The 23,248-nt window shown below is 58.0% G+C and carries 21 protein-coding genes; 18 read left to right on the plus strand and 3 right to left on the minus strand.

Features of this window, described 5'->3' with window-relative positions:
* Nucleotides 1–200: 200 nt before the first annotated feature.
* From I8J29_RS15070 to I8J29_RS15080, 3 genes are all read left to right on the plus strand, one after another.
* A complete protein-coding gene (locus I8J29_RS15070; protein WP_208848376.1) occupies nucleotides 201–1,550 on the plus strand; it encodes an Nramp family divalent metal transporter in 1,350 nt (449 codons plus the stop codon).
* Between the two features lie 125 nt (nucleotides 1,551–1,675).
* Nucleotides 1,676–2,980, plus strand: coding sequence for a replication-associated recombination protein A (locus I8J29_RS15075; RefSeq protein ID WP_208848377.1), 1,305 nt, complete (start codon nucleotides 1,676–1,678; stop codon nucleotides 2,978–2,980).
* A 251-nt stretch (nucleotides 2,981–3,231) separates the two neighbouring features.
* A complete protein-coding gene (locus I8J29_RS15080; protein ID WP_208848378.1) occupies nucleotides 3,232–4,593 on the plus strand; it encodes a hemolysin family protein in 1,362 nt (453 codons plus the stop codon).
* Between the two features lie 118 nt (nucleotides 4,594–4,711).
* Here I8J29_RS15080 and mnmA read toward each other — a convergent pair whose 3' ends face one another.
* Nucleotides 4,712–5,812, minus strand: a complete 1,101-nt coding sequence (gene mnmA, locus I8J29_RS15085) for a tRNA 2-thiouridine(34) synthase MnmA (RefSeq protein WP_208848379.1) — start codon at nucleotides 5,810–5,812, stop codon at nucleotides 4,712–4,714.
* Nucleotides 5,813–6,056: 244 nt separating this feature from the next.
* On the opposite strand from mnmA, the gene cymR reads away from it, so the two are divergent.
* The 14 genes from cymR (at nucleotide 6,057) to I8J29_RS15155 (ending at nucleotide 20,153) form a co-directional block, all read left to right on the plus strand.
* Nucleotides 6,057–6,476: a cysteine metabolism transcriptional regulator CymR gene (gene cymR / locus I8J29_RS15090; protein WP_090642135.1), complete on the plus strand. Its 420-nt coding sequence runs from the start codon at nucleotides 6,057–6,059 to the stop codon at nucleotides 6,474–6,476.
* Nucleotides 6,477–6,489: 13 nt separating this feature from the next.
* Nucleotides 6,490–7,644, plus strand: a complete 1,155-nt coding sequence (locus tag I8J29_RS15095) for a cysteine desulfurase family protein (protein ID WP_208848380.1) — start codon at nucleotides 6,490–6,492, stop codon at nucleotides 7,642–7,644.
* Nucleotides 7,645–7,658: 14 nt separating this feature from the next.
* A complete protein-coding gene (locus tag I8J29_RS15100; protein WP_208848381.1) occupies nucleotides 7,659–8,204 on the plus strand; it encodes a PRC-barrel domain-containing protein in 546 nt (181 codons plus the stop codon).
* A 3-nt stretch (nucleotides 8,205–8,207) separates the two neighbouring features.
* Nucleotides 8,208–8,402 carry a hypothetical protein gene (locus I8J29_RS15105; RefSeq protein ID WP_090641631.1) on the plus strand — a complete coding sequence of 65 codons (195 nt, stop codon included), beginning with the start codon at nucleotides 8,208–8,210 and terminating at the stop codon, nucleotides 8,400–8,402.
* A gap of 308 nt (nucleotides 8,403–8,710) precedes the next feature.
* Nucleotides 8,711–9,781, plus strand: a complete 1,071-nt coding sequence (locus I8J29_RS15110) for an AI-2E family transporter (RefSeq protein ID WP_090641629.1) — start codon at nucleotides 8,711–8,713, stop codon at nucleotides 9,779–9,781.
* Between the two features lie 370 nt (nucleotides 9,782–10,151).
* On the plus strand, nucleotides 10,152–12,788 hold the full coding sequence (gene alaS, locus I8J29_RS15115; protein ID WP_276316291.1) for an alanine--tRNA ligase: 2,637 nt from the start codon (nucleotides 10,152–10,154) through the stop codon (nucleotides 12,786–12,788).
* Between the two features lie 49 nt (nucleotides 12,789–12,837).
* The gene (locus I8J29_RS15120; RefSeq protein WP_090642134.1) at nucleotides 12,838–13,098 is read left to right on the plus strand and encodes an IreB family regulatory phosphoprotein; all 261 of its coding nucleotides are present in this window, start codon (nucleotides 12,838–12,840) and stop codon (nucleotides 13,096–13,098) included.
* Between the two features lie 27 nt (nucleotides 13,099–13,125).
* The gene (gene ruvX / locus I8J29_RS15125; protein WP_090641626.1) at nucleotides 13,126–13,542 is read left to right on the plus strand and encodes a Holliday junction resolvase RuvX; all 417 of its coding nucleotides are present in this window, start codon (nucleotides 13,126–13,128) and stop codon (nucleotides 13,540–13,542) included.
* 8 nt (nucleotides 13,543–13,550) lie between these two features.
* Complete coding sequence (locus I8J29_RS15130; RefSeq protein ID WP_090641625.1) at nucleotides 13,551–13,862, plus strand: DUF1292 domain-containing protein; 312 nt, start codon at nucleotides 13,551–13,553, stop codon at nucleotides 13,860–13,862.
* Nucleotides 13,863–13,895: 33 nt separating this feature from the next.
* Complete coding sequence (locus tag I8J29_RS15135; protein ID WP_338113169.1) at nucleotides 13,896–14,195, plus strand: DUF1292 domain-containing protein; 300 nt, start codon at nucleotides 13,896–13,898, stop codon at nucleotides 14,193–14,195.
* Nucleotides 14,196–14,297: 102 nt separating this feature from the next.
* The gene (gene mltG, locus I8J29_RS15140; protein WP_240546211.1) at nucleotides 14,298–15,425 is read left to right on the plus strand and encodes an endolytic transglycosylase MltG; all 1,128 of its coding nucleotides are present in this window, start codon (nucleotides 14,298–14,300) and stop codon (nucleotides 15,423–15,425) included.
* Between the two features lie 84 nt (nucleotides 15,426–15,509).
* A complete protein-coding gene (locus I8J29_RS15145; RefSeq protein ID WP_208848383.1) occupies nucleotides 15,510–16,454 on the plus strand; it encodes a peptidase U32 family protein in 945 nt (314 codons plus the stop codon).
* A 37-nt stretch (nucleotides 16,455–16,491) separates the two neighbouring features.
* Nucleotides 16,492–17,748, plus strand: coding sequence for a peptidase U32 family protein (locus I8J29_RS15150; RefSeq protein WP_208848384.1), 1,257 nt, complete (start codon nucleotides 16,492–16,494; stop codon nucleotides 17,746–17,748).
* 251 nt (nucleotides 17,749–17,999) lie between these two features.
* Nucleotides 18,000–20,153, plus strand: coding sequence for a methyl-accepting chemotaxis protein (locus I8J29_RS15155; RefSeq protein ID WP_240546212.1), 2,154 nt, complete (start codon nucleotides 18,000–18,002; stop codon nucleotides 20,151–20,153).
* 151 nt (nucleotides 20,154–20,304) lie between these two features.
* Here the strand turns inward: I8J29_RS15155 and I8J29_RS15160 are convergent, their stop codons facing one another.
* Both I8J29_RS15160 and I8J29_RS15165 read right to left on the minus strand, forming a co-directional pair.
* A complete protein-coding gene (locus I8J29_RS15160; protein WP_208848385.1) occupies nucleotides 20,305–20,985 on the minus strand; it encodes a zinc metallopeptidase in 681 nt (226 codons plus the stop codon).
* Nucleotides 20,986–21,013: 28 nt separating this feature from the next.
* Nucleotides 21,014–21,454, minus strand: coding sequence for a MerR family transcriptional regulator (locus I8J29_RS15165; protein ID WP_240546213.1), 441 nt, complete (start codon nucleotides 21,452–21,454; stop codon nucleotides 21,014–21,016).
* Between the two features lie 458 nt (nucleotides 21,455–21,912).
* On the opposite strand from I8J29_RS15165, the gene I8J29_RS15170 reads away from it, so the two are divergent.
* Nucleotides 21,913–23,229, plus strand: coding sequence for an ammonium transporter (locus tag I8J29_RS15170; protein ID WP_208848429.1), 1,317 nt, complete (start codon nucleotides 21,913–21,915; stop codon nucleotides 23,227–23,229).
* The last annotated feature ends 19 nt before the right edge of the window (nucleotides 23,230–23,248 follow it).

A 23,248-nucleotide genomic window follows, 5' to 3' on the forward strand; every position in this document is an offset into this window, starting at 1 on the left:
CCAAGAAGCAGGATTATCGGATATCCGTCCGGTAGTCCTGCTTTTTTGTCTAGGCCATGAAATTTGTCCCAATCAACAAAAGTTGCCTTGATGAAACTTTTTTGGTGGTGTACAATGAAAATAGGAAACAATGGTTTCCGCCCTGCATACTTGTAGGTTATAACATAGTGACACTACGAACACGAAGAGGTGAAAGGCAAATGAGTACCAATCAATCGGCTCCGCTGGCGCAAGAAACCGGATGGAGACAGAAGAGAGCCCAGAACTCGCTTCCGGAAGTGTACCGCTCGATGAAGATTCCGAAGCACGGTTCATGGTTCCGTAAATTTTTAGCGTTCGCGGGTCCCGGCTATCTGGTCGCCGTCGGGTACATGGACCCCGGCAACTGGGCGACGGACATCGCCGGCGGTTCCCAATTCGGCTATACGCTGCTCGCCGTTATTCTGCTGTCGAACCTGATGGCGATCCTGCTTCAAGCGCTGGCCGGCAAGCTGGGCATCGTGACGGGACGCGACCTGGCGCAGGCCTGCCGAGACCATTACAGCAAGCCGGTCGCCATGGGGCTCTGGGTGCTGTGCGAGCTCGCCATCGCGGCGTGCGACCTTGCCGAAGTCATCGGCTCGGCGATCGCGCTCAACCTGCTGTTCGGCATTCCGCTGATAGCCGGGGTCATTTTGACGGTGCTCGACGTCCTTCTCGTGCTCCTGCTGCAAAATAAAGGCTTCCGGTTCATCGAGTCGCTCGTGATCGTGCTGATCGTGACGATCGGCGGCTGCTTCCTGATCGAGATGTTCTGGTCCCATCCGCAAATGGGCGAGGTCATGAAAGGCTTCGTGCCGAGCACGGAGATCATTTCGAACCCCGCGATGCTTTATATCGCGATCGGCATTCTGGGCGCGACGGTCATGCCGCATAATTTGTATTTGCACTCGTCCATCGTTCAAACGCGGCAGTACGAACAGACCGAGCTCGGCAAACGCCAGGCGATCAAATACGCCACGTGGGATTCCACCATCGCGCTGTTCTTCGCTTTGTTCATCAACGCGGCGATTCTGATCATCGCGGCCTCGACGTTCCATACGTCGGGCCACACGGACGTCGCCGAGATCGGCGACGCGTTCCACCTGTTGTCGCCGCTGCTCGGCACGACCGCGGCAAGCATCCTGTTCGGCGTGGCGCTGCTCGCCTCCGGCCAGAACTCCACGCTGACGGGCACGCTGGCCGGCCAGATCGTGATGGAGGGCTTCCTCAACATCCGGCTGAAGCCATGGCTGCGCCGCCTGATCACCCGGATGATCGCCGTCGTGCCGGCCGTCATCGTCACTTGGCTGTACGGCGCGAGCGGCACGGCGGATTTGCTCATCCTGAGCCAGGTCATCCTGTCGCTGCAGCTCTCCTTCGCGGTCATTCCGCTCGTGAAGTTCACGAGCGACAAGGCGAAGATGGGCAGCTTCGCGAATAAGCTCTGGCTGAAAATACTGGCCTGGTTCGTGGCGATCGTCATCGCCGTCTTGAACATCTACCTGCTGTACCAAACGTTTGCGGGCTAACGCGCGACGCATAACCGGGTTTGGGAAGCCTTCTCCGCATGGGGAAGGCTTCTTTGCATGCGCGGACGTCGTGGCGAACGTGTGTGCTTGTATGGTATGATGAACCGGAAAGGAACGTGATTCGGATGGATTTGTTTACCTACCAAGAGGAGGAACGGCAGCCGCAGGCCAAGCTGCTCGCGGACCGGATGCGCCCCCAGACGATCGACGACTACATCGGCCAGCGCGACGTCGTCGGTCCCGGCAAGCTGCTGCGACGAGCGATTGAAGGTGACCAAGTGTCTTCGATTCTGCTCTACGGCCCTCCGGGCTGCGGGAAGACGACGCTCGCGCATATTATCTCCCAACGGACGCAGGGCGAATTCGTGAAGCTGAACGCGGTCGAGGCCTCGGTCAAGGACGTCCGGGAGGTCATCGATCGGGCCAAGCTGACCAAGTCGATGTACGGCCGCAAAACGATCCTGTTTCTCGACGAGGTGCACCGCTTCAACGCTTCCCGCCAGGATGCGCTGCTGCCGGCGGTCGAGCAAGGCATCATCGTGTTCATCGGCGCGACGACCGAGAATCCGTTCCATTACGTCAACGGGGCGCTGCTGTCCCGGTCGACGCTGTTCCAGCTCGAAGCCTTGACGCGGGAGGACGCGCTCGAAGCGATGCGCCGCGCGCTCGCCGATCCCGTCAAGGGGCTCGGCTTCATGAAGCTGCAGGTTGCCGAAGACGCGCTGCGGCATATCGCGTCCATGGCGGGCGGCGATATCCGCAGGGCGCTGAACGCGCTGGAGCTGGCGGCGGTGACGACGCCGTCTCAGCCGGACGGAAGCGTCGCGATCACGCTCGAGGTCGCGGAGGAATCGATCCGCAAGCCGACGATCCGCGCCGACGAGTCGACGCAGTACGACGTCTTGTCGGCGTTCCATAAGAGCATCAGAGGATCCAGCGACGCCGCGCTGTTCTGGTTCCTATACGCCGTCGAGAAGCTGGGCATGGACCCGATGACCTTCCTGCGCCGCCTCATCGTGGCGTGCAGCGAAGATATCGGGCTCGCCAACCCGCAGGCGATGGTGCAGGCCGTGACGGCGATGGACGCTTATCATAAGATCGGGTGGCCCGAAGCCAAATACAACATCGCCCAGGCGATCCTGTTCGCGGTGGAGAGCCCCAAGTCCAACGCCGCCGCCGTGGCGATCGGCAACGTCATGTCGACGATCGAGAGCATCGGGAACGCCGAGGTGCCGCTGCATCTCCGCGACGCCCATTACAGCGGCGCCGCGAAGCTCGGCCACGTGGGTTACCTGTACCCGCACGATTATCCCGGCCATTACGTGAAGCAGGCGTATCTCCCGGAACGGATCGTCCAAAAGAAATTCTATAGCGCGACCCAGCAGGGCATGGAGGACAAGATTCGACAAAATCAGGAGCGGCGCAAGTAGGCGATTTCGCTGCGTTGCCTTCATAAACGGTAGCAGGAGCGCGAAAACGGCGCATAAAAGGCGACCTTTACAGAATAAACATGAGTAAAACCCGATTTTCGGGCCAGAAGGTGGGATGGCGGCATTTGACGCAACGAGACCTGATCGTCTAATGTAGTATTATAAAAGAAGTTTATAATTTCATTCCCTGAAGGAGGTGCACCTGTTAGTCGTGATCGCGGCTTTAGGCGCGAACGGCGAACAGGGAATCGTTGAGTAGTGACCCGTTACCCATATTGTTGAGCTTTCTCTTAATTTTGGCGCTCGTGTTTTTGAACGGCTTTTTCGTCGCCGCCGAGTTCGCCATGGTCAAAGTGAGAAGCAGCCGGATCGACACGCTCGTCCAAGACGGCAATCGCCGGGCGCGCTTCGCGTCCGCGCTCACGAACAATTTGGATGCGTATCTGTCGGCCTGTCAATTGGGCATCACGCTGGCTTCGCTTGGATTGGGCTGGGTAGGGGAACCTGCCATCGCGCATATTCTGGAGCCGCTGCTGGAGAAGCTGCATTTCAGTCCCGTCGCCATTTCGACGGTATCGTTCATCATCGCCTTTTCGTTGATTACCGTGTTTCACATCGTGCTCGGCGAGCTTGCGCCGAAGACGTACGCGATTCGCAAGTCGGAAACGGTGACGCTGTGGACGGCGTTTCCGCTGATGACGTTTTACAAAATCATGTACCCGTTTATTTTCCTGCTGAACGGCATGGCGAATCTCATGCTGAAGGCTTTCGGCATCGAGCCGGCCGCCGAACATGAATCGGCCCACACGGAAGAGGAAATCCGCATTCTCATGAAGGAGAGCCACAAGTCCGGATTGATCGACAATACGGAACTGACGCTCGTGGACAACATTTTCGAGTTCGCCGAAACCCATGCCCGAGAAATCATGATTCCACGCACCGAGATGATCTGTCTGTACGCCAACCTGTCGTTCGAAGAGAATCGGGCGATCGCGCTCAAGGAAATGCATACCCGTTATCCCGTCTGCGACAAGGACAAAGACAACATTATCGGATTCATTCATATAAAAGACCTGCTCAAAGTGACGAACCAAACGATTCACGACATCCGGCAGATTGCCCGTCCGATGACGACGGTGCCGGATTCCATGCATATCAGCTCGCTGTTGAAGCTGATGCAGAAGAAGAAGACGCAGATCGCCATTCTGATCGACGAATACGGCGGCACGTCGGGCTTGGTCACGCTGGAAGACATCATGGAAGAGATCGTCGGCGAGATTCAGGACGAATTCGACGAAGAGCGTCCCGACATCGAGCCGAAGGAAGACGGCACGCATTCCATCAACGGGATGATGCTGATCGAAGAAGTGAACAGCTATTTCGGCACCGAGATCGGAAGCGACGATTACGACACGATCGGCGGGTGGATGTACGCCCAGATCGAGAATCCGCCGTCGGCGGGCCAGCGGATCGTCCATCCGGTCGGGTTCGAGTTCATCATCGAGGAAACGGATCATCTGCGCATCTCGCGGATTCAAATCCGCAAGCGGACGGTCGAGGAAGTCGAAGAAGAGCTGCTGCACGAGGTCGAAATGCAGGCCGAGACGGGTTAAGCCCGCGGCGATCCGGAGCGTGCGTACCAAGCAATTAAAAATCGATAAATAAATAAACAAAGAGGCGTTCGACTAATCGAACGCCTCTTTTCTTTCCCGGATGTTGCGGTTCCGCCGCTCAGGCTTTGTTTACCGCGTCGATCGTTCCGCCGCCGAGGCAGACGTCGCCGTCGTAGAACACGACCGCTTGTCCCGGCGTGATGGCTTTCTGCGGTCCGTCGAAGACGATGTCTGCCGTGGTGCCGTCCGGACGGAACGTCAGCTTGACGCCCTGGTCCGGCTGGCGATACCGGAATTTCGCGGTGCAGGCGAATTCGCCGTCCGGCCGGACGGGAGAGATCCAGTTGATGCCGGTCGCGGTCAAGCCCTGCGAGTACAAGCTCGGGTGCGCGTCGCCTTGGACGACGTACAGGATGTTTTCCTTCAAGTCCTTGTCGGCCACGAACCACGGCTCCCCGCTTCCGGATCCCCCGATGCCGAGGCCTTGGCGCTGTCCGAGCGTGTAATACATGAGTCCGTCGTGCCGGCCTTTCGTTTCGCCCGTTGCGATGTCGATCATCGGTCCCGGCTGCGCGGGCAGGTAACCGCTCAGGAACTGCTTGAAGTTGCGTTCGCCGATGAAGCAGACGCCGGTGCTGTCCTTCTTCTTGGCGGTTGCAAGGCCGAACTCGGCGGCGATGCGCCGGACCTCGGGCTTCGGCAGATGGCCGATCGGGAACATCGCTTTGGCCAGCTGGTCCTGCCGGAGCGCATGCAGGAAGTACGTTTGGTCCTTGCCGGCATCGACCCCGCGCAGCAGCTTGGCTTCGCCTTCCGCGCTTCGTTCGAGGCGGGCGTAATGGCCGGTCGCCAAGTAATCGGCGCCGAGCTCCAGCGCTTTTTGCAGGAAATCGCCGAACTTGATTTCCCGGTTGCACATCACGTCCGGGTTCGGCGTGCGCCCGTTGCGGTATTCGTCGAGAAAATAAGCGAAGACTTTATCGAAATACTGCTTCTCGAAGTTGACCGTATAATAAGGGATGCCGATCTGGTCGCAGACGCGGCGCACGTCTTCCGCGTCCTCCTCGGCCGTGCAATGGCCGAATTCGTCCGTATCGTCCCAGTTTTTCATGAAAATGCCGATGACGTCATAGCCTTGCTGCTTCAGCAGCAGCGCGGTCACGGACGAGTCGACGCCGCCGGACATGCCTACGACGACGCGCGTATTGGAATTGCTCATGGGTACAGATCCACCACCTTCAAGATTTCAGCCCTATTCCGTGTTTGAAGGCATGGCAGGGCGCTTAAGATTCTATTGTAGCACACTTCTTGAATGATTTTCATGAAAGTGTCAACGAATTTTCAACATAATTGGCCGCGAGTATGTTAACATAGATGTGATATGGGAATACCATGAATTGTAATCTTTTTACAATCGCAACCTTTAAATAAGATATCGTCCCGTCGAAGAAGAGGTGTTCGAATTGAAAATATCAACGAAAGGCCGTTACGGCCTGACGATCATGATGGAGCTCGCAGGCAAATTCGGCGAAGGTCCGACGTCGCTGAAGAGCATCGCGGAGCGCAACCAATTGTCGGAGCATTATTTGGAGCAGCTGATCGCGCCGCTGCGGAACGCGGGGCTCGTCAAGAGCATCCGCGGGGCTTACGGCGGCTATATTTTGTCGAAGGACCCGGCGCAGATTACGTCGGGGGACGTCATCCGCATTTTGGAAGGACCGATTTCGCCGGTCGATTTCACGGAGGAAGACGATCCGGCCAAGCGCAACCTGTGGCTGCGCATTCGCAACAGCATCGCGGAAGTACTGGATTCGACGACGCTTGCGGACCTCGTCACGTACAAGGAAGAGGTTCAGCAAGACTCCTATATGTTCTATATTTAAGGATGATTGCCTAATGGTACGCATTTATTACGATCACGCGGCTTCGTCGCCGATGCATCCGGACGCCGCAGCGGCGATGATGGACGTCTACGCGGGCGCGGGCGGCAACGCTTCGAGCACGCACGGCTTCGGCCGCGAGGCGCGGGCGGTGCTTAACCGGGCGAGGGACGCGATCTCCGCGGGCATCGGCTGCGCGCCGGCGGAGCTTGTCTTCACGAGCGGCGGGACCGAGAGCGACAACCTGGCGCTGATCGGAGCCGCCCGGGCCGCCCGCAAGCGCGGGAAATCCCATATCATCACGAACGCGGCGGAGCATCATGCGGTGCTGCATGCCTGCGAGTTCCTGCAGCGGGAAGGCTTCGTCCTCACCGTGCTGCCGGTGGACGGGCAGGGGCTCGTCGCGGCCGCGGACGTGGAACGGGCAATGACGGACGATACCGCGCTCGTCAGCGTCATGTACGTCAACAACGAGACCGGAACGATTCAGCCGATCGAGGACATCGGGGCGATCGTCCGGTCTCGAGGCGCTGTGTTTCATGTCGATGCCGTTCAGGCGCTCGGCGCGCTGCCGATCGAACTCCGCGAACTGCCCGTCGATCTCATGAGCTTCTCGGCTCACAAGATCAACGGGCCGCAAGGCGTCGGCGCGCTGTACGTGCGCAAAGGCACGCAGCTCGAACCGCTCCTTCATGGCGGCTCTCAGGAACGGAAGAGAAGGCCGGGCACCGAAAACGCGGCAGGCATCGCGGGTTTCGCCGCCGCGTTTGAACGTTGTGTGAATTCGGCCGCGGAGAGGAAACCTTTCCTGGACAAGCTTCGTTATACTTGGATAGAACGGATGAAAACCATCGCCGGCGAGGAACGGGTCGTCGTGAACGGCCACCCCGGGCTGCATGCGCCGCATATCGTCAATCTCAGCTTTCTCGGAATCGGTTCGGAGACGATGCTGATGAATTTGGACTTGGCGGGCATCGCGGCTTCCAGCGGCTCCGCGTGCACCGCGGGAGCGCTCGAGCCTTCGCACGTGCTTCAGGCGATGGGCATCTCGCAAGAACGTCGCGATTCGGCCGTTCGATTTAGCTTCGGATTGGGGAATACTATGGAGGAACTCGAACTGGCGGCAAAAAAAGTTGAAACCTTTATGAGCCGCGTTCGTACTAATGCCTAGGAGGCTCCCAAACCTTGTTGCGATTACAGCACCTGATTGGACTGCCTGTCATCGAAATGAACGCCGGCAAGCATGTCGGGCACGTGAAGGACGCGTGGTTCGACGAGCATTGGCAGCTCGGCGGCATCATTTTGGACGCCGGACGGCGCTTTCTGACATCGATGAAAGCCGTTCTGTGGAACGAAGTTCTGGTCTGCGGGGAAGACGCCGTGATCATTATGGACGAAACATCCGTGAAGCGGACCAAACAAGCGGACGTGCAGCGCTCTTTTTTGACCGGAACCGTACGGTTGAAGGATTTACCCGTCATTACCGCTCATGGCGAACAACTTGGCCGCGTATCGGATGTTTATTTTAACGACTTACAGGGTACACAAATAATAGGCTATGAGTTGACGGACGGTTTCATAGCGGATATTATGGAAGGCCGCAAGTGGCTTCCCGCTCCGCTGCAAGCTGATGAAGTCATGCTTGGCAACGATGTAATTATAGTACCGGCCGGAAGCGAGGACAACCTGTCGCCGGTCGCGGGTTCAGAGACGGATATTAGGGAGAAATGAGCTATGAAATGCCCAAACTGCAGTTCTAAAGATATCGGTAAAATCGGATCCCATCAGTATTATTGCTGGGGCTGTTTCATCGAATTGACGGTGAACGGCGAGAAAATGTCGGTGTATCAAGTGGAAGAGGACGGAACGCTGAGCTCGCTCGACGACTTGTTCTTCGAAGACGAAATGCCGCAAGTTCACGCGAACTGACGCGCGGAACCCAATTGTAAGAAGGACGGCCTTGAAGAAGGCCGTCTTTTTTGCGTTTGCCGAAAAAGAGCGTGAGCGGGAGCATGGTACGTATCGATTTGGGCGATGGGATGAAGATCAAGAAACCGGTGAAGACATGAACGGAAGCCTTCGGCGCGAAGGAAGGGGCGGCGGAAGCAAGAGCTTTCTTCCCGGGAGCGGGATGATTCCGGGAACTTGTACATATACTGTAGTACTAGGGATATCGACGCGGCTCGCGCGGGAGACGCCGCGGTTCGCGCTAGCCGATTCAAGGGAGGGATACGGCCGTGGAACGGTTTACGAACAACCGGATATTTACATGGCTCGTCTATCTCATCTTGGGACTGGCCGCCTTGTATTTGCTGCTGCTGCTCAAGCCGATCTTCATCCATATCTACGTGTTTTTGCGGGCGGTGCTGGCGCCTTTCCTGATCGCGATGATCATCTCGTACGTGCTGAATCCCATCGTCAGCATGCTTCACGAACGCAAAGTGCCCCGCACGATGGCCGTGCTGCTGATCTATGCCGTGTTTTGCGCGGCGCTCACCGTCATTCTGATGAATGCCATTCCCATGTTTCTGGAGCAGCTGCAGGAGCTGAACCGCCATATGCCGGACTTGACGATGAAAGCGCAGAATATCGTCGACGACTTCAACAATTCGTCGTTCCTGCCGGAGAGCATCCGCTCGGGCATCAATAAATCGCTGTTCAAGCTGGAGAAACAGGGCTCGGACGCCATCTTCAGCTTCATTAACAATATCGGGGCGATGCTGAACGTCGTGTTCATCGCGTTCATCATTCCGTTCCTCGCCTTCTATATCCTAAAGGATTTCGAAGTGTTCGAGCGGACGCTGCTGACCTACGTCCCCAAGCCGCACCGCAAGCATGCGGTCCGCCTGCTGAAAGACATCGACAACGCGCTCGGAAGCTACATCCGCGGTCAATTCCTCGTTTGCGTCATCGTCGGCACGCTCGCGTACGTCGGCTACCTCATCATTGGGATGCCGTATCCGCTGCTGCTTGCCAGCGTCGTCGCCGTGACGAACATCATTCCGTACCTGGGCCCGTTCTTCGGGGCAGCCCCGGCGCTCGTCATGGCCTCGACCGTCTCGGTTAAAATGATGCTGATGGTGGTCATCGTGAACACCGTCTGCCAAATTCTCGAGGGCAACGTCGTGTCGCCGCAGGTCGTCGGACGGACGCTGCATATGCACCCGCTGTCGATCATCTTCGCGCTGCTGGTCGGCGGAGAAATCGCGGGGATCGTCGGCATGATTTTAGCCGTTCCGATCTTCGCCGCGCTCAAAGTCATCGTGCAGCATATTTTCGCGTATTACGTCCGGAGGAAGACGATTTGACAGCGCATGCAGTTTCCTGATATTCTGATTCTATCTAGGTCAATCGCATGATATGAAAACGTGGATGGAACCGAAGTACGCCATAGACCGCCACCCAGAGAAAGAATTTCTTCGCGCTTCGCAAGAGGAGCGCGTCGGCTGAGAAAATTCTAAGGGCGAAGGATGGCCGAACGCTGGTTCCGGAGTGCGAACGAACTTCGCCGGGTGGACCCGTTACCGTTCTGATAAGGAGATTGTTTGGCCGCATGCGGCGCCGTTCCGGCGATCGCGCGCGCGGGCGAATGATAACCAGGGTGGTACCGCGAACGATTCGTCCCTGTTTTTAGGGGCGTTTTTTTATTTTCATTTGACAATGTGGAGGCTGAACCGAATGAAAGCTAGTGAAATTCGTTCCAAATGGCTCGCTTTTTTTGAAAGCAAAGGCCACAAAATCGAGCCGAGCGCCTCGCTCGTGCCGCATAACGACCCGTCCCTGCTCTGGATCAACGCGGGCATGGCGCCGCTGAAGCCTTACTTCGACGGCCGCGTCATCCCGGACAACCCGCGCATCGCGAACTCGCAGAAGTGCATTCGCACCAACGACATCGAGAACGTCGGCAAAACCCGCCGTCATCATACGATGTTCGAAATGCTGGGCAACTTCTCGATCGGCGATTACTTCAAGGAAGAGGTCATCACGTGGGCGTGGGAGTTCCTGACGAGCCCGCAGTGGATCGGCTTCGACCCGGACCGGCTGTCCGTCACGGTGTATCCGGAGGACGAAGAGGCGTTCCGGTACTGGAACGAGAAGATCGGCCTGCCGGCGGAGCGCATCTATAAGCTCGAGGAAAACTTCTGGGACATCGGCGAAGGCCCTTGCGGCCCGTGCACGGAAATCTTCTACGACCGCGGCGACGCTTTCGGCGACCTGAACGACCCGGAATGCTGGCCGGGCGGGGAGAACGAACGGTTTCTCGAAGTATGGAACCTCGTTTTTTCGCAATATAATCATAATAAAGACGGCAGCTACACGCCGCTGCCGAACAAGAATATCGATACCGGCGCCGGACTCGAGCGCTTCACGTCGATCCTGCAAAACGTCGACTCCAACTTCGACACCGATCTGTTCCGTCCGATCATCGACCGGACGTGCGAGATCGCGGGCGTCTCGTATCACGTCAACGCGGATCACGACGTCGCGCTGAAGGTCATCGCCGATCATATCCGCACCGTGGCGTTCGCCGTCGGCGACGGCGTCATGCCGTCGAACGAAGGCCGCGGCTACGTCATCCGCCGTCTCCTTCGCCGCGCCGTCCGATACGGGAAGACGCTCGGCGTCGACCGTCCGTTCCTGTTCGAGCTCGTCGGGATCGTCGGCGAAATCATGGGCACGCACTATACCGAAATCGTCGAGAAGCGCGAGTTCATCGAGAAGGTTATGCGCACGGAGGAGGAACGCTTCCACGAAACGTTGTCCGACGGACTGTCCCTGCTCGGCGAGCTGGTTAAGGGGGCTCAGGCGGCGGGCGGCACGCAGATCAGCGGACCGGACGCGTTCAAGCTGTACGACACGTACGGATTCCCGTTCGACCTAACGGAAGATTACGCGGCCGAGCAAGGCATGACGGTGGACCGCGAAGGCTTCGACGCTTCCATGGAAGAGCAGCGCACACGCGCCCGCGCGGCGCGTCAGGAGACGGGCGGCATGAACGTCCAGGGCGGCCCGCTCGCGGACTTCACGGAGAAGTCCGAGTTCGTGGGCTACCGGGACCTGACGGTAGACGGCGCGAAGGTCGTCGCCATCGTCGACGGCGACGCGCTCGTGCAGGAAGCCGGCGCCGGCAGCCATGTGCTGGTCATTCTCGACCGCACGCCGTTCTATGCCGAAAGCGGCGGCCAAGTCGGCGACAACGGCGCGATCGCGGGCAGCGGCTTCGCGCTTTCCGTCGACAACGTGACGAAAGCGCCGCACGGCCAGCCGCTCCATCACGCGGTCGTCGAGCACGGCACGTTGAAAGTGGGCGACACCGTGCAAGCCGCGGTCACGTCCAAGACGCGCGAGGATACGATCAAGAACCATACGGCGACGCATCTGCTGCACCGCGCGCTGAAGGACGTGCTCGGCGAGCACGTCAACCAGGCGGGTTCCTTGGTCGAGCCGGAGCGGCTGCGCTTCGACTTCTCGCATTTCGGCAGCATCAGCCCGGAAGAGCTGACGGACATCGAACGCCGCGTCAACGAGCAGATCTGGCTCGGCACGACGTTGGACATCGACTACAAATCGCTTGCCGAAGCGAAGGCGATGGGCGCCATGGCGCTGTTCGGCGAGAAGTACGGCGACGTCGTCCGCGTCGTGCGCGTCGGCGACTACAGCCTTGAGCTGTGCGGGGGCTGCCACGTGGCGAATACTTCGCAGATCGGCTTGTTCAAGCTCGTGAGCGAGAGCGGCATCGGCTCCGGCGTGCGCCGGATCGAAGCGGTGACGGGACGACATGCGTACCTGTACATGGAAGGCCAGCTCGACCTCCTCAAGCAATCGGCCTCGCTGCTGAAGTCGAACCTGACCGACGTGCCGAAGCGCATCGAAGCGCTGCACGCGCAGGTGAAGGACTTGACGCGCGACAACGAGTCGCTGCAAAGCAAGTTGAGCCGCATCGAAGCGGGCTCTCTGGAAACGCAAGCTAAGAGCGTCGGCGGCGTAACGCTGCTGGCGGCGGAAGTGAACGCGCCGTCGATGGACGCGCTGCGCGGCATCGCCGACGAGCTGAAGGCAAAGCTGCCGAGCGCCGTCATCGTGCTCGGCGCCGCCGCCGAAGGCAAGGTCAATCTGGTCGCGTCCGTGTCGCCCGATCTCGTCAAGCAGGGCTTCAACGCCGGCAAGATCGTGAAGGAAGCCGCGGCGGTTTGCGGCGGCGGCGGCGGCGGGCGTCCCGACATGGCGCAGGCCGGGGGCAAAGACCCGTCGAAGTTGGCCGAGGCGCTCCAAATTGCCGAGGAACTGGTTCTTGCACAGTCAAATGTGATATGATATAGCTATAAAACGGCTGTCAAGCGGCTTGGAAAGCGAGGTGCTGGCGATGAATTCAATGGACAAGACAATGAAATTCGACGTAAAGGCGGAAGGGGAAGCTTCCTCGAGAGAGATCATGCTTTCCGTATACGACGCGCTTCTGGAGAAGGATTACAATCCGATCAACCAGATCGTCGGGTATTTGTTGTCGGGAGATCCGGCCTACATTCCGCGGCATAACAATGCACGGAGCTTGATCCGCAGGAAAGAGCGCGACGAATTGATCGAGGAGCTGGTACGCTCTTACTTAAGTCAGCACAGCAAATAATCGGAACAGAAATGAGGCTCCCGTCGCATGCGTCTTATGGGTTTGGATTACGGCGACCGCAGGATCGGCGTCGCCGTCAGCGATGCATTCGGCTGGACCGCGCAAGGGATCGGCGTCGTGGAGCGAAGGCGCGACAACGGCGAAGACGAAGCGATCGCCAAGCTTGTGCAGGAGCATGAAGTATCTGAGATCGTAGTCGGATTACCGAAGAACATGAACGGCACCATCGGGCCGCGTGGCGAAATTTGCATCGCATTCGCGCAACATTTGCAGCAAAAGCTAAATGTACCCGTACACCTTTGGGACGAACGGTTGACGACCGTCGCCGCGGAGCGGACGCTTCTCGAGGCGGATGTTAGCCGGAAGAAGCGAAAGTTAGTGGTGGACAAAATGGCGGCGACGCTCATTTTGCAAAATTATCTCGATTCTAAAACGAAAAGGTGAGGGTAACGATGACAAAGGACAACATGCCGTTTGAAGAGCCGGAAATCATCTATATTCCGGATGAAGAAGGCAACGAAGAAGAGTTCGAGGTAGTCATGAAATTCGAGGTAGACGGCTCCGATCAGAAATATATGATGGTCGTTCCGCTGAACGCAGACGCCGAAGACGAGCAGGACGAGGAAGCGGACGAAGTGTACGCGTTCCGCTACGAGGAAGACGGCGACGATTTGAAATTGTATACGATCGAGGACGAGGAAGAGTGGAACATGGTCGAAGAAACCTTCAACACGCTTCTTGCCGAGATTGACGATAACGACTAACGGCTCGCCCGCGGGCCGAAGGGAGCTTGGAACGTGTCCGAAGTGAAACGCATTGCCATTTTGAAGCCCGTCTTCGGTACGGAAGTCGATTTGATCGGCGATCAAGGCGAGACGGAGCCGTATCGCATCGCGGCCGAGTTCCAGCTGGGCGATCGGGCCTATGCGGGCCTGCAATCGCAGAGCATGCGGAAGGACGATGAGATGGCCTTTTTCCGGATTCTGATCGACGGCGAGCAAGAACCCGAGCTCGAGTCCATCGAAGACGACGAAGAATGGGAAGCCGTCGCGGAAGCGTACGACGATTTATTGTTCGAAGGCGACGAACGCCCCTAAGGCGTTTGCGCCCGGAAAGACATACGGCACGGAACGGGGGCGGCGATGCCGCCCCTTTCCGCGCGGATTCGCGTCGATAGTCGAAGAACGGGGGAGCATGGCTTGAGTCGATCAGAGCACCTGCCGGATCGCGAACGGACGAACGGGGAAGACCGTCCGGCGGGACCGGGAAAAGCACGCATTACGTTTTGGGTCATTACCACGATTTTGGGCCTCATGATCTTGATCGCGGGCGGCACGTATCTGTATATTTGGAACGGTTTGCGTCCGACCGGCGCCGGCGATGCCGTGCAGGTGGAGCTGAAGAAGGGCTCTTCGCCGTTTCAATTCGCCGAAGCGCTCGAGGAGAACGGCATTATCCGGAACGCGTTTCTGTTCAAATATTACCTGCGATATAAAGACGAAGGTCCGCGTTTCCAAGCCGGCATGTACGAATTAAAGCCGGGCATGGACAAGCAGGCGATCATCGCGAAGCTCAACGCGGGCGAGACGGTCAAAGCGCCGACGGTCCGGTTCACCATTCCGGAGGGATTCACGGTTCAGCAGATCGCGGACACGCTCGCGAAGGACGGCATCGTCGACAAATCCGCGTTCCTCGCGCTGGCCGACAAGGACCAAGCGTGGCCGGATACCGACGCGTCCAAGAACATTCCGAAGAATGCGAAGCTTCGCCATCGTCTGGAGGGGTACTTGTTCCCGGAGACGTACGAGCTTCCGAAGGACAGCAAGCCGGACGCGATCATCGACCGGATGCTTCAGGAGCTGGACCGCAAACTCGACGGCCTGCCTGAGAATTGGGAAGACCAACTTGCCGCGAACGACGTCGACTTCAACGGCATGCTGACGGTCGCATCGCTCGTCGAACGGGAAGTCGTCGTCGACGAGGAACGTCCGATCGTGGCGGGCATTATCTTCAACCGGTTGAAGAAAGGCATGCCGCTGCAGATCGACGCGACCGTGCAATATTTGCTGGACAAACAGAAGGAACGGCTCATGCAGTCCGATCTCCAGGTGGAAAGCCCGTACAACACGTACAAGGTCAAAGGCCTGCCGCCCGGGCCGATCGCGTCGCCGAGTCTCAAGTCGATCGAAGCGGCGCTCTTTCCGAAGAAGACGGACTATTATTATTACGTCACGAAGAAAGACGGCAGTCACGAGCATTTGTTTGCCGAGACGCTGAAGCAGCACAACGAGAACATCGCGAAGAGCAATCAAACCGCGAAGCAATAGATTATGCTTTCGAAGCAGCTTTGGTTTCTTTGCCGGTAAACTGGCTCCAGGCTTCGCTCACAAAACTTTTAGGAGGATTTGCAAATGGCAACAAAGCCGGAGCTGCTCATCGACGCAGCTTCTCTAGCCGATATGGAACGGCTGATCGAAGCGGGCGCGGATGCGTTCGTGATCGGCGAGTCCCGGTACGGCATGCGTCTCCCCGGCGAATTCGACGTCGCCGCGATGGCCGAGGCCGCGAAGCTGGCCCATCGGCATGGCGCGGCCGCTTACGCGTCCGTCAATAACGTCATGGATAACGCGACGGTGGCGTCGCTGCCGGACTACCTGCGGGCGCTCGCGGCGGCCGGCATCGACGCGGTCGTGTTCGGAGACCCCGCCGTGCTCATGGCGGCGCGCGCGGCCGCGCCGGAGATGAAGCTGCATTGGAACGCCGAGATGACGTCGACCAACTACGCGACGGCGAATTATTGGGGACGGCGGGGCGCGTCCCGCGTCGTGCTCGCGCGCGAGCTCAACCTGGACCAAGTCCTGGACGTGAAGCGGAACACGGAGTTGGCCGTGCAGGTTCAGGTGCACGGCATGACGAACATTTATCATTCCAAGCGGCCGCTCGTGCACAATTACTTCGAACATCAGCGCAAAGACGGTTCCCTCGAAGACGTGCCGGTGCACGGCAAGCGGGAGGACGGTCTCTACCTGGTCGAAGCGGAACGCCCGAACGAGCGCTTTCCGATCTATGAAGACGCCTACGGAACCCATATCATGAGCTCCGACGATTTATGCATGATCGAGAACCTGCACGAGCTGATGGAAGCGAATATCGATAGCTTTCGGATCGAAGGGCTGTTAAAATCAAGTACGTATAACGAGACCGTCGTGCGCGCCTATCGCGCGGCGATCGACGCGTACGCCGCGGACCCGCTGGGGTACGCATTCGACGAAGCTTGGCTCGATTCCATCGCGAAGCTGCAGGATCCGGACCGGGAGCTGTCCTACGGGTTTTTCTATAAAGAGCAAGTGTATTAAGGTACAAGGTCACCCTTGGAAAGTGGAGGTGAACGCGGTGACGACCACAGAAACGGCCCCCCGGCGTTATCGGGGGAAACGCAACCGGCTGGAGAAGCCGGAATTGCTTGCTCCCGCAGGCAATTTGGAGAAATTGAAATTCGCCGTCCATTACGGCGCGGACGCCGTCTATATCGGCGGTCAAAAATACGGTCTGCGTTCCAACGCGGACAATTTCAGCTTCGAGGAAATGAAGGAAGGCGTCGAGTTCGCCAAGCGTTACGGCGCCAAAGTATTCGTTGCGACGAACATTTACGCGCATAACGAAGATATCGCGGGCTTGGAAGACTACCTGCGGGAGTTGGAACAGGCGGGCATCGCGGCGATCATCGTCGCGGATCCGGTCATCGTCGAAACCGCGCAGCGCGTGGCGCCGAAGCTCGAAGTGCATCTGAGCACGCAGCAGTCGACGATGAATTGGCAGGCCGTGCAGTTTTGGAAGGAAGAGGGGCTGCCGCGCGTCGTGCTTGCCCGCGAAGCGAGCCTCGAAGAAATCGAGCAAATCAAAGCGAATGTCGACATCGAAATCGAAGCGTTCATTCACGGCGCCATGTGTTCGTCGTATTCCGGACGCTGCGTGCTGTCGAACCATTTCACGGACCGCGACTCCAATCGCGGCGGCTGCTGCCAATCATGCCGGTGGAAATACGACATCTACGAGGACGATCTGCCGATGGTCGGCATGGACGCCGATAAATTCACGATGGGCTCCAAAGACCTCGGCATGCTGGAGCATATTCCGGATTTGATCGACGTGGGCGTCGACAGCTTCAAAATCGAAGGCCGGATGAAGAGCCTGCATTACGTTGCGACCGTCGTGAATGCCTATCGTCAAGCCATCGATTCGTATATGGCGGATCCGGAAGGTTACGAGCTGAAGCAGGAGTGGCTCGACGATATCCGGAAAGCCGCCAACCGTCCGCTCAATACCGGGTTCTTCTATGATACGCCGGGCGCGGAGGACCATATCTACGAGCCGGAAGAAAAAGCCGCGCCGTACGATTTCGCCGGGGTCGTCGTCTCGTACGACGATGCGACGGGAACGGCCGTCGTGCAGCAGCGCAACCATTTCAAGCCGGGCCAGGAAGTGGAGTTTTTCGGCCCGAACGGCACGTTCTTCAAGCAAACGGTCGGCGAGATCGCCGATACGGAAGGCCATCCGCTGGATGCTGCCAGACACCCGCTGCAGCATATCGTCATGCGCACCGATTCGCCGGTGAAGCCGATGGACATGATGCGCAAGCGAATTCGTTGAATGCCAATAGACCTACCTAACATCCTTGCCGCTTGCGGCAGGATGTTTTTTTTGTGAACGAATTTCCATTTCGGCTAACAAAACGAATTCCCCGGACCGATAAATTGGGTATTGCAACATCTTGCGAGAACGGTTTCTGCCAATCGGCACGGGAGTTTCGATCTAGATCGGCCCGCCGGCGACGCCAGCCCGCAAACGTACGCAACCAACTCGAATCGGAAATCTATCACTAGACCAGGCGGTGTCAAGCAATGGGGATCAAATGGAAGAGGGACAAGCAGGCAAAGGAAGCGGCCGATAACGGCTTGAACGGCAGCGTGAAATCGATGTACGCGTCTTCCGTCAACGGACTGAAGAACGTCAAGTTTTCGAATCCGATTAAATCCGTCGGCCTGATGCTGTTCATGATTATTTTTAGCGCGATCGTGGTATGCGTGCTCGTCGTCGGGCTATTCTCCTATTCCACGTCCAAATCGATCATCAAGGAGAAAGTCGCGGAATCCAGCTCCGTCGCGATCGCGCAATCGAACGGCAAGCTAGACCTGATGTTCAAGAACTACGAAGCGCTGTCCATGCAAATTCTGCTCGACAAGAACGTCCAGGATTACCTGACGCAGTACAAGCAGGCGACGGACGACTACGATAAATTCGATCTGATGAAAAAGCTGAGCGATACCGTCCAATCGTATATCCTCGGCAATCAGTCGATCATCGGCGCGGCGATCGTCCCGATGTCCGGCGACTCGTCCTCCGTCACGATGGGCGGCACGAATATTACGACGGCGGACGCGCAGAAGTCCGACTGGATGAAGAGCGTGACGGAAGGCGCGGGCCGCCTGGTATGGCTGCCGACCAAGGTGAAGGGCTACAGCTCATCGGCGGCGACCGATCCGACGTTCGCGATGGGCCGCGTCATGAAGAACACGATCAGCAACGAGGGCAGCTTCGTGCTGCTGATCGAGATCCGCCTAAAGGAAGTCGGCGATCAACTGAAAGACTTGAAGCTCGGAAGCGGCAGCGAAGTACTGATCCAAGACGGCAAAGGCAAGATCGTGTACAGCGCCGACGAAGCTCAGCTGGAGCAGGCCTCCCCGGTCGCGGTGCCGTCCGACGGCAAAACGGCGGAAGAGGGCTCGAGGACGACGACCGATTCCGACGGCGATCAAGTGCTGGCCATGTACAATAAGTTCGAAAGCACGGGCTGGGAGCTCGTCGGCACGGTACCGGTATCCGAGCTCTTCAAGGACGCGAAGCAGATCCGCAACGCGACGTATATCATTGCGGGCATCGCCGCGCTGCTCGCCATCGGGATCGGGCTCCTCGTCATTCGCATGGTCGCGATGCCGCTCGTCAGCCTGCGCAACCTGATGAACGAAGGCGAGCGCGGCAACCTGACGGTGCGCTCCACGATCAGCAAGAAGGACGAGATCGGCCAGCTGGCGCAAAGCTTCAACCAAATGATGACGCAAATCACGGTACTCGTGAACCAGACCAACCAGTCGGCGCAGGACGTCTTGGCGACCGCGGGCGAACTATCCGACGCGTCCAAGAAAACCGCCATCTCCGCCAAGGAAATCGCCGTCGCGACGGAAGAAATCGCGAACGGGGCGACAAGCCTCGCCGTCGAAGCGGAGAAGGGCAGCGATCTGACGAGCGACATCGGCGGACAGATGGCGAAGGTTACGGACGCGAACCAGGAGATGGGCGCAGCCGCGGCCGAAGTCGAGAAGGCGAGCCGTCAAGGCACCGCGTACATGAATACGCTGATCGAAAAAACCGGCATGACCGAAGAAATGACGCGCTCCATGGTGGAGAAGGTCGACCGTCTGAAGGAATCGACGCGTTCGATCCGCAAAATTTTGGATGTTCTGAACAACATGACGAAGCAAACGAATATTTTGTCGTTGAACGCGACCATCGAAGCGGCTCGCGCGGGTACCGCCGGCAAAGGCTTCATGGTCGTCGCGGACGAAATCCGCAAGCTGGCCGACCAATCCCGTCAGTCGATCGACGTCGTCGGCCAAATCACGGAGACGATTCAGCGGGAGATCGACGAGACGGTCAGCGTGCTTTCCGATGCGTATCCGATCTTCCAAGAGCAGATTCAGGCCGTCAAGGAAGCGAATCAAATCTTCTTGACCGTTCAGGGGCAGATGGGCGATTTCGTCGGCAGGCTCGGCACGGTGACGGATGCCATCGGCATGCTCGAAAGCTCGCAGGTCGTGCTGTCCGAGGCGATGAGCAACGTCAGCGCCGTGGCCGAAGAATCGTCGGCGACCTCCGAAGAAGTCGCTTCGCTCAGCAGCGAGCAGACGAACATCAGCGAGGGGCTCGTCCGGCTGTCGGATCAGCTGGAAACCGTCTCGACCGGCTTGAAGGAAACGTTGAGCCGTTTCCGGACGTAACACGCGCAAGTCAATTGAGGACCGGCACCGTAACGGGTTGCCGGTCCTTTCTTTGTGCATCCCGCCCCGAGACGCGGGAAACGGCTGCGCGACGAACGACAAAAAAAGGCGGGCAGCTGGGCTGCCCGCCTTTGGCTTTTGACGTTGCGAATTAATCGCGTTCCTGATTGAAGATCATGATGTACTTGATCAGCTCGAGGAGCGAGATCAACGCCGCGGCTACGTAAGTGAGTGCCGCCGCATTCAGGACTTTCCCGACGCCGCGTTCTTCTTCATTGGTGATGAAGCCCTCGGCGACCATGATGTCGCGCGCACGGTTGCTGGCGTTGAATTCGACCGGCAGCGTGACGAGCTGGAAGGCGACCGCGCAGGAGAAGAAAATGATGCCAAGCCCGATCAGCCCCGTTGCGTGGAACAGGAAGCCCGCGATGAGAAGCAGGGGCGCGAATCCGGAAGCGAAATTAACGACCGGAAAGATGCGGTGGCGCAGCGCGAGCATCGGATAGTGTACTTTATGCTGGATTGCGTGTCCGACCTCATGGCAGGCCACGGAGACGGCCGAAATCGAGTTTTCGTAGTACACGTGCTCCGACAGGCGCACGACGCGGTGAATCGGGTCGTAGTGGTCGGAGAGCGTGCCCGGAACCGGTTCGACCGGGATGTCATGGAGGCCGTTCCGGTCAAGCATCATCCGAGCGGCTTGATAACCCGTCAGCCCGCTGGCCGTCGGTACTTCCGCCCAACGGTTAAACGTGCCGCGAACGCGAAATTGCGCCCAAACCGACAAAATGAAGGCAATGATGATCAGAAAGTCCATGGGATGAAAAAACATGACTGATTCCCTCCGTTTTCATGAGATGCTACATGAATCCGCCTTTGTTCAGCAGCAGCATCAATGCCTCGACGCAAGCGGCCGTCTGGGGAATAAGCCGTTTGAATACCTGTTTCGCCTGTCCGGGCTTCAATTGGCTGATGACGGGTTCGATCGCCATGACCTCGCGCTGCAGCTGCTCCAGATGAATCTCCAGCTCGATCAGCTGGCCGGAGACTTCCTCTTTCGAGGATAGCTTGCCCCAGCCGGACAGACTTGCCTTGATTTCATCCAGCGAATATTTATCTTTCTTCATCTCTACGATACGTTTCAGTCGCGCTAAGGTTTCATCGCTGTACAATCGATAATTTTTGGCCGAGCGGCGTTCCGGCTCGATCAGTCCCGAAGAAGTATAGAAATCGATCGTGCGCGGGCTGACGCCGGCGAGCTTGGCTAATTCGCCGATCCGGTACAACATAGGTTCGGTCATCGAAATCACCTCTTTCATTATAAAGCGGGTATGTACAAAAAGATCCTCTGTCACTATGATACAAAGCCTTAACCATACAGTCAAACGTAATGCTTTGACAATTGTTGCTTGAATAAAACCTGACATGGAAATTCGAATCACGGGGAAAAGGATGGACGAGAGCAGGCGATTTCCCGGATCCGGCTTGGAGGCGGCTGGAAAAACGCGAAGGATAGAAGGCGGAAAAGGCCGATTTCTCAGCCTAACTGTGAAAAAACTTAACATTCCGTTATTAAACGAATACGAATGTTAGATTTTTTTCGGCATTTTGAAAAATCCATATTGTCAAAACAGGCACTTCTGACTATAATGACATTAAGTCTTTCCTACCGTGTTATGAAACATTACATTAGGGAGTGGTCATTGTGGTCAAAAAACTGATTGTCTCATTAGGCGCTTTATCGCTGTTATTCCCGGCAATGGCTTTCGCGGACGACCCGTCCGCGGCAACGCTGAACATGGGATTGAACTCGATTTGGGTGCTCGTCGCGGCCATTCTGGTCATCCTCATGCAGGGCGGCTTCATTCTGCTGGAGTCGGGCTCGACCCGGATGAAGAACGCCGGCCATATTGCCGGCAAGACGATCTTCACGCTGGGTCTTTGTACCCTCATCTACTGGGCGATCGGCTACGCGTTCGCGTTTGGCGCCGACAATACCGGCACCGCGATCAGCAACTTGATCGGTTCGGGCGATTTCTTCTTCTCGCCGGACAAAGCGGCGGGCGACGGCGTAGGCCTTCCTCCGGCGATTTTCTTCACCTTCCAATTGGCGTTCGCGGCCGTATCGCTCTCCATCGCTTGGGGCGGCTTCGCGGAACGCGCCAAGCTTTCCGCTTACCTGGTCTTTACGGTGCTCTTCACGGCGCTGATTTATCCGGTCATCGCGCACTGGATCTGGAGCGCGGACGGCTGGCTGTTCACCAAAGGCGCGCAGGACTATGCAGGTTCGACGGTCGTTCACTTGACGGGCGCCATCGCGGCGTTCGCGGCTACGGTGCTCTTGAAGCCGCGGATCGGACGCTTCAATAAGGATGGCTCCGCCAACGAAATTCTCGGTCACAACCAAGTGTTCGGCGCCCTGTCCGTTCTCATTTTGTGGGTCGGCTGGTTCGGCTTCAACGCGGGCAGCGCGCTCGGCGTAGGCGACGGCTTCTTCGGTTACGTCGCGTTCAACACCCAGCTCGGCGCGGCGGGCGGCGCGGTGGCGGCGCTTCTGATCTCCTGGCTCATGAACGGCAAAGCCGACATCACGACCACCCTGAACGGCGCTCTTGCGGGTCTCGTCGCCATCACCGCGACTTGCGCGTTCGTCGAGCCTTGGGCGGCGGTCGTCATCGGGTTGCTCGCTGGTGTTCTCGTCTACTTCAGCGCGAAATTCTTCGAAAAAATCAAAGTCGACGATCCGATCTTCGCGCTCTCCGTGCACGGCGCGGCGGGCATCTGGGGCACGCTCGCGAACGGCATTTTCGCCACCGACGCGCTGGCCAAGAAACTGAACGTAGGCCAAGGCGGCCTTATCGACACGGGCAGCTGGCATCAGCTGTGGGTACAGCTGGAATCCGTCGTCGTCTGCGGCGCGTACGTTCTGATCGTTTCCTTCCTGCTGCTCGGCATCATGAAAGTGGTCATGGGCCTGCGCGTCACGGAAGAACAAGAAATCATCGGTCTCGATCTGTCCGAGCACGGCACGTTCGGCTATCCGGAACAAATGAAAAAAGCGCAGCAAACGATGTAAAATAGAAGCATCGCACGTT

The sequence above is a fragment of the Paenibacillus artemisiicola genome (genome assembly GCF_017652985.1).
Taxonomy (GTDB): Bacteria; Bacillota; Bacilli; order Paenibacillales; family Paenibacillaceae; genus Paenibacillus_Z; species Paenibacillus_Z artemisiicola.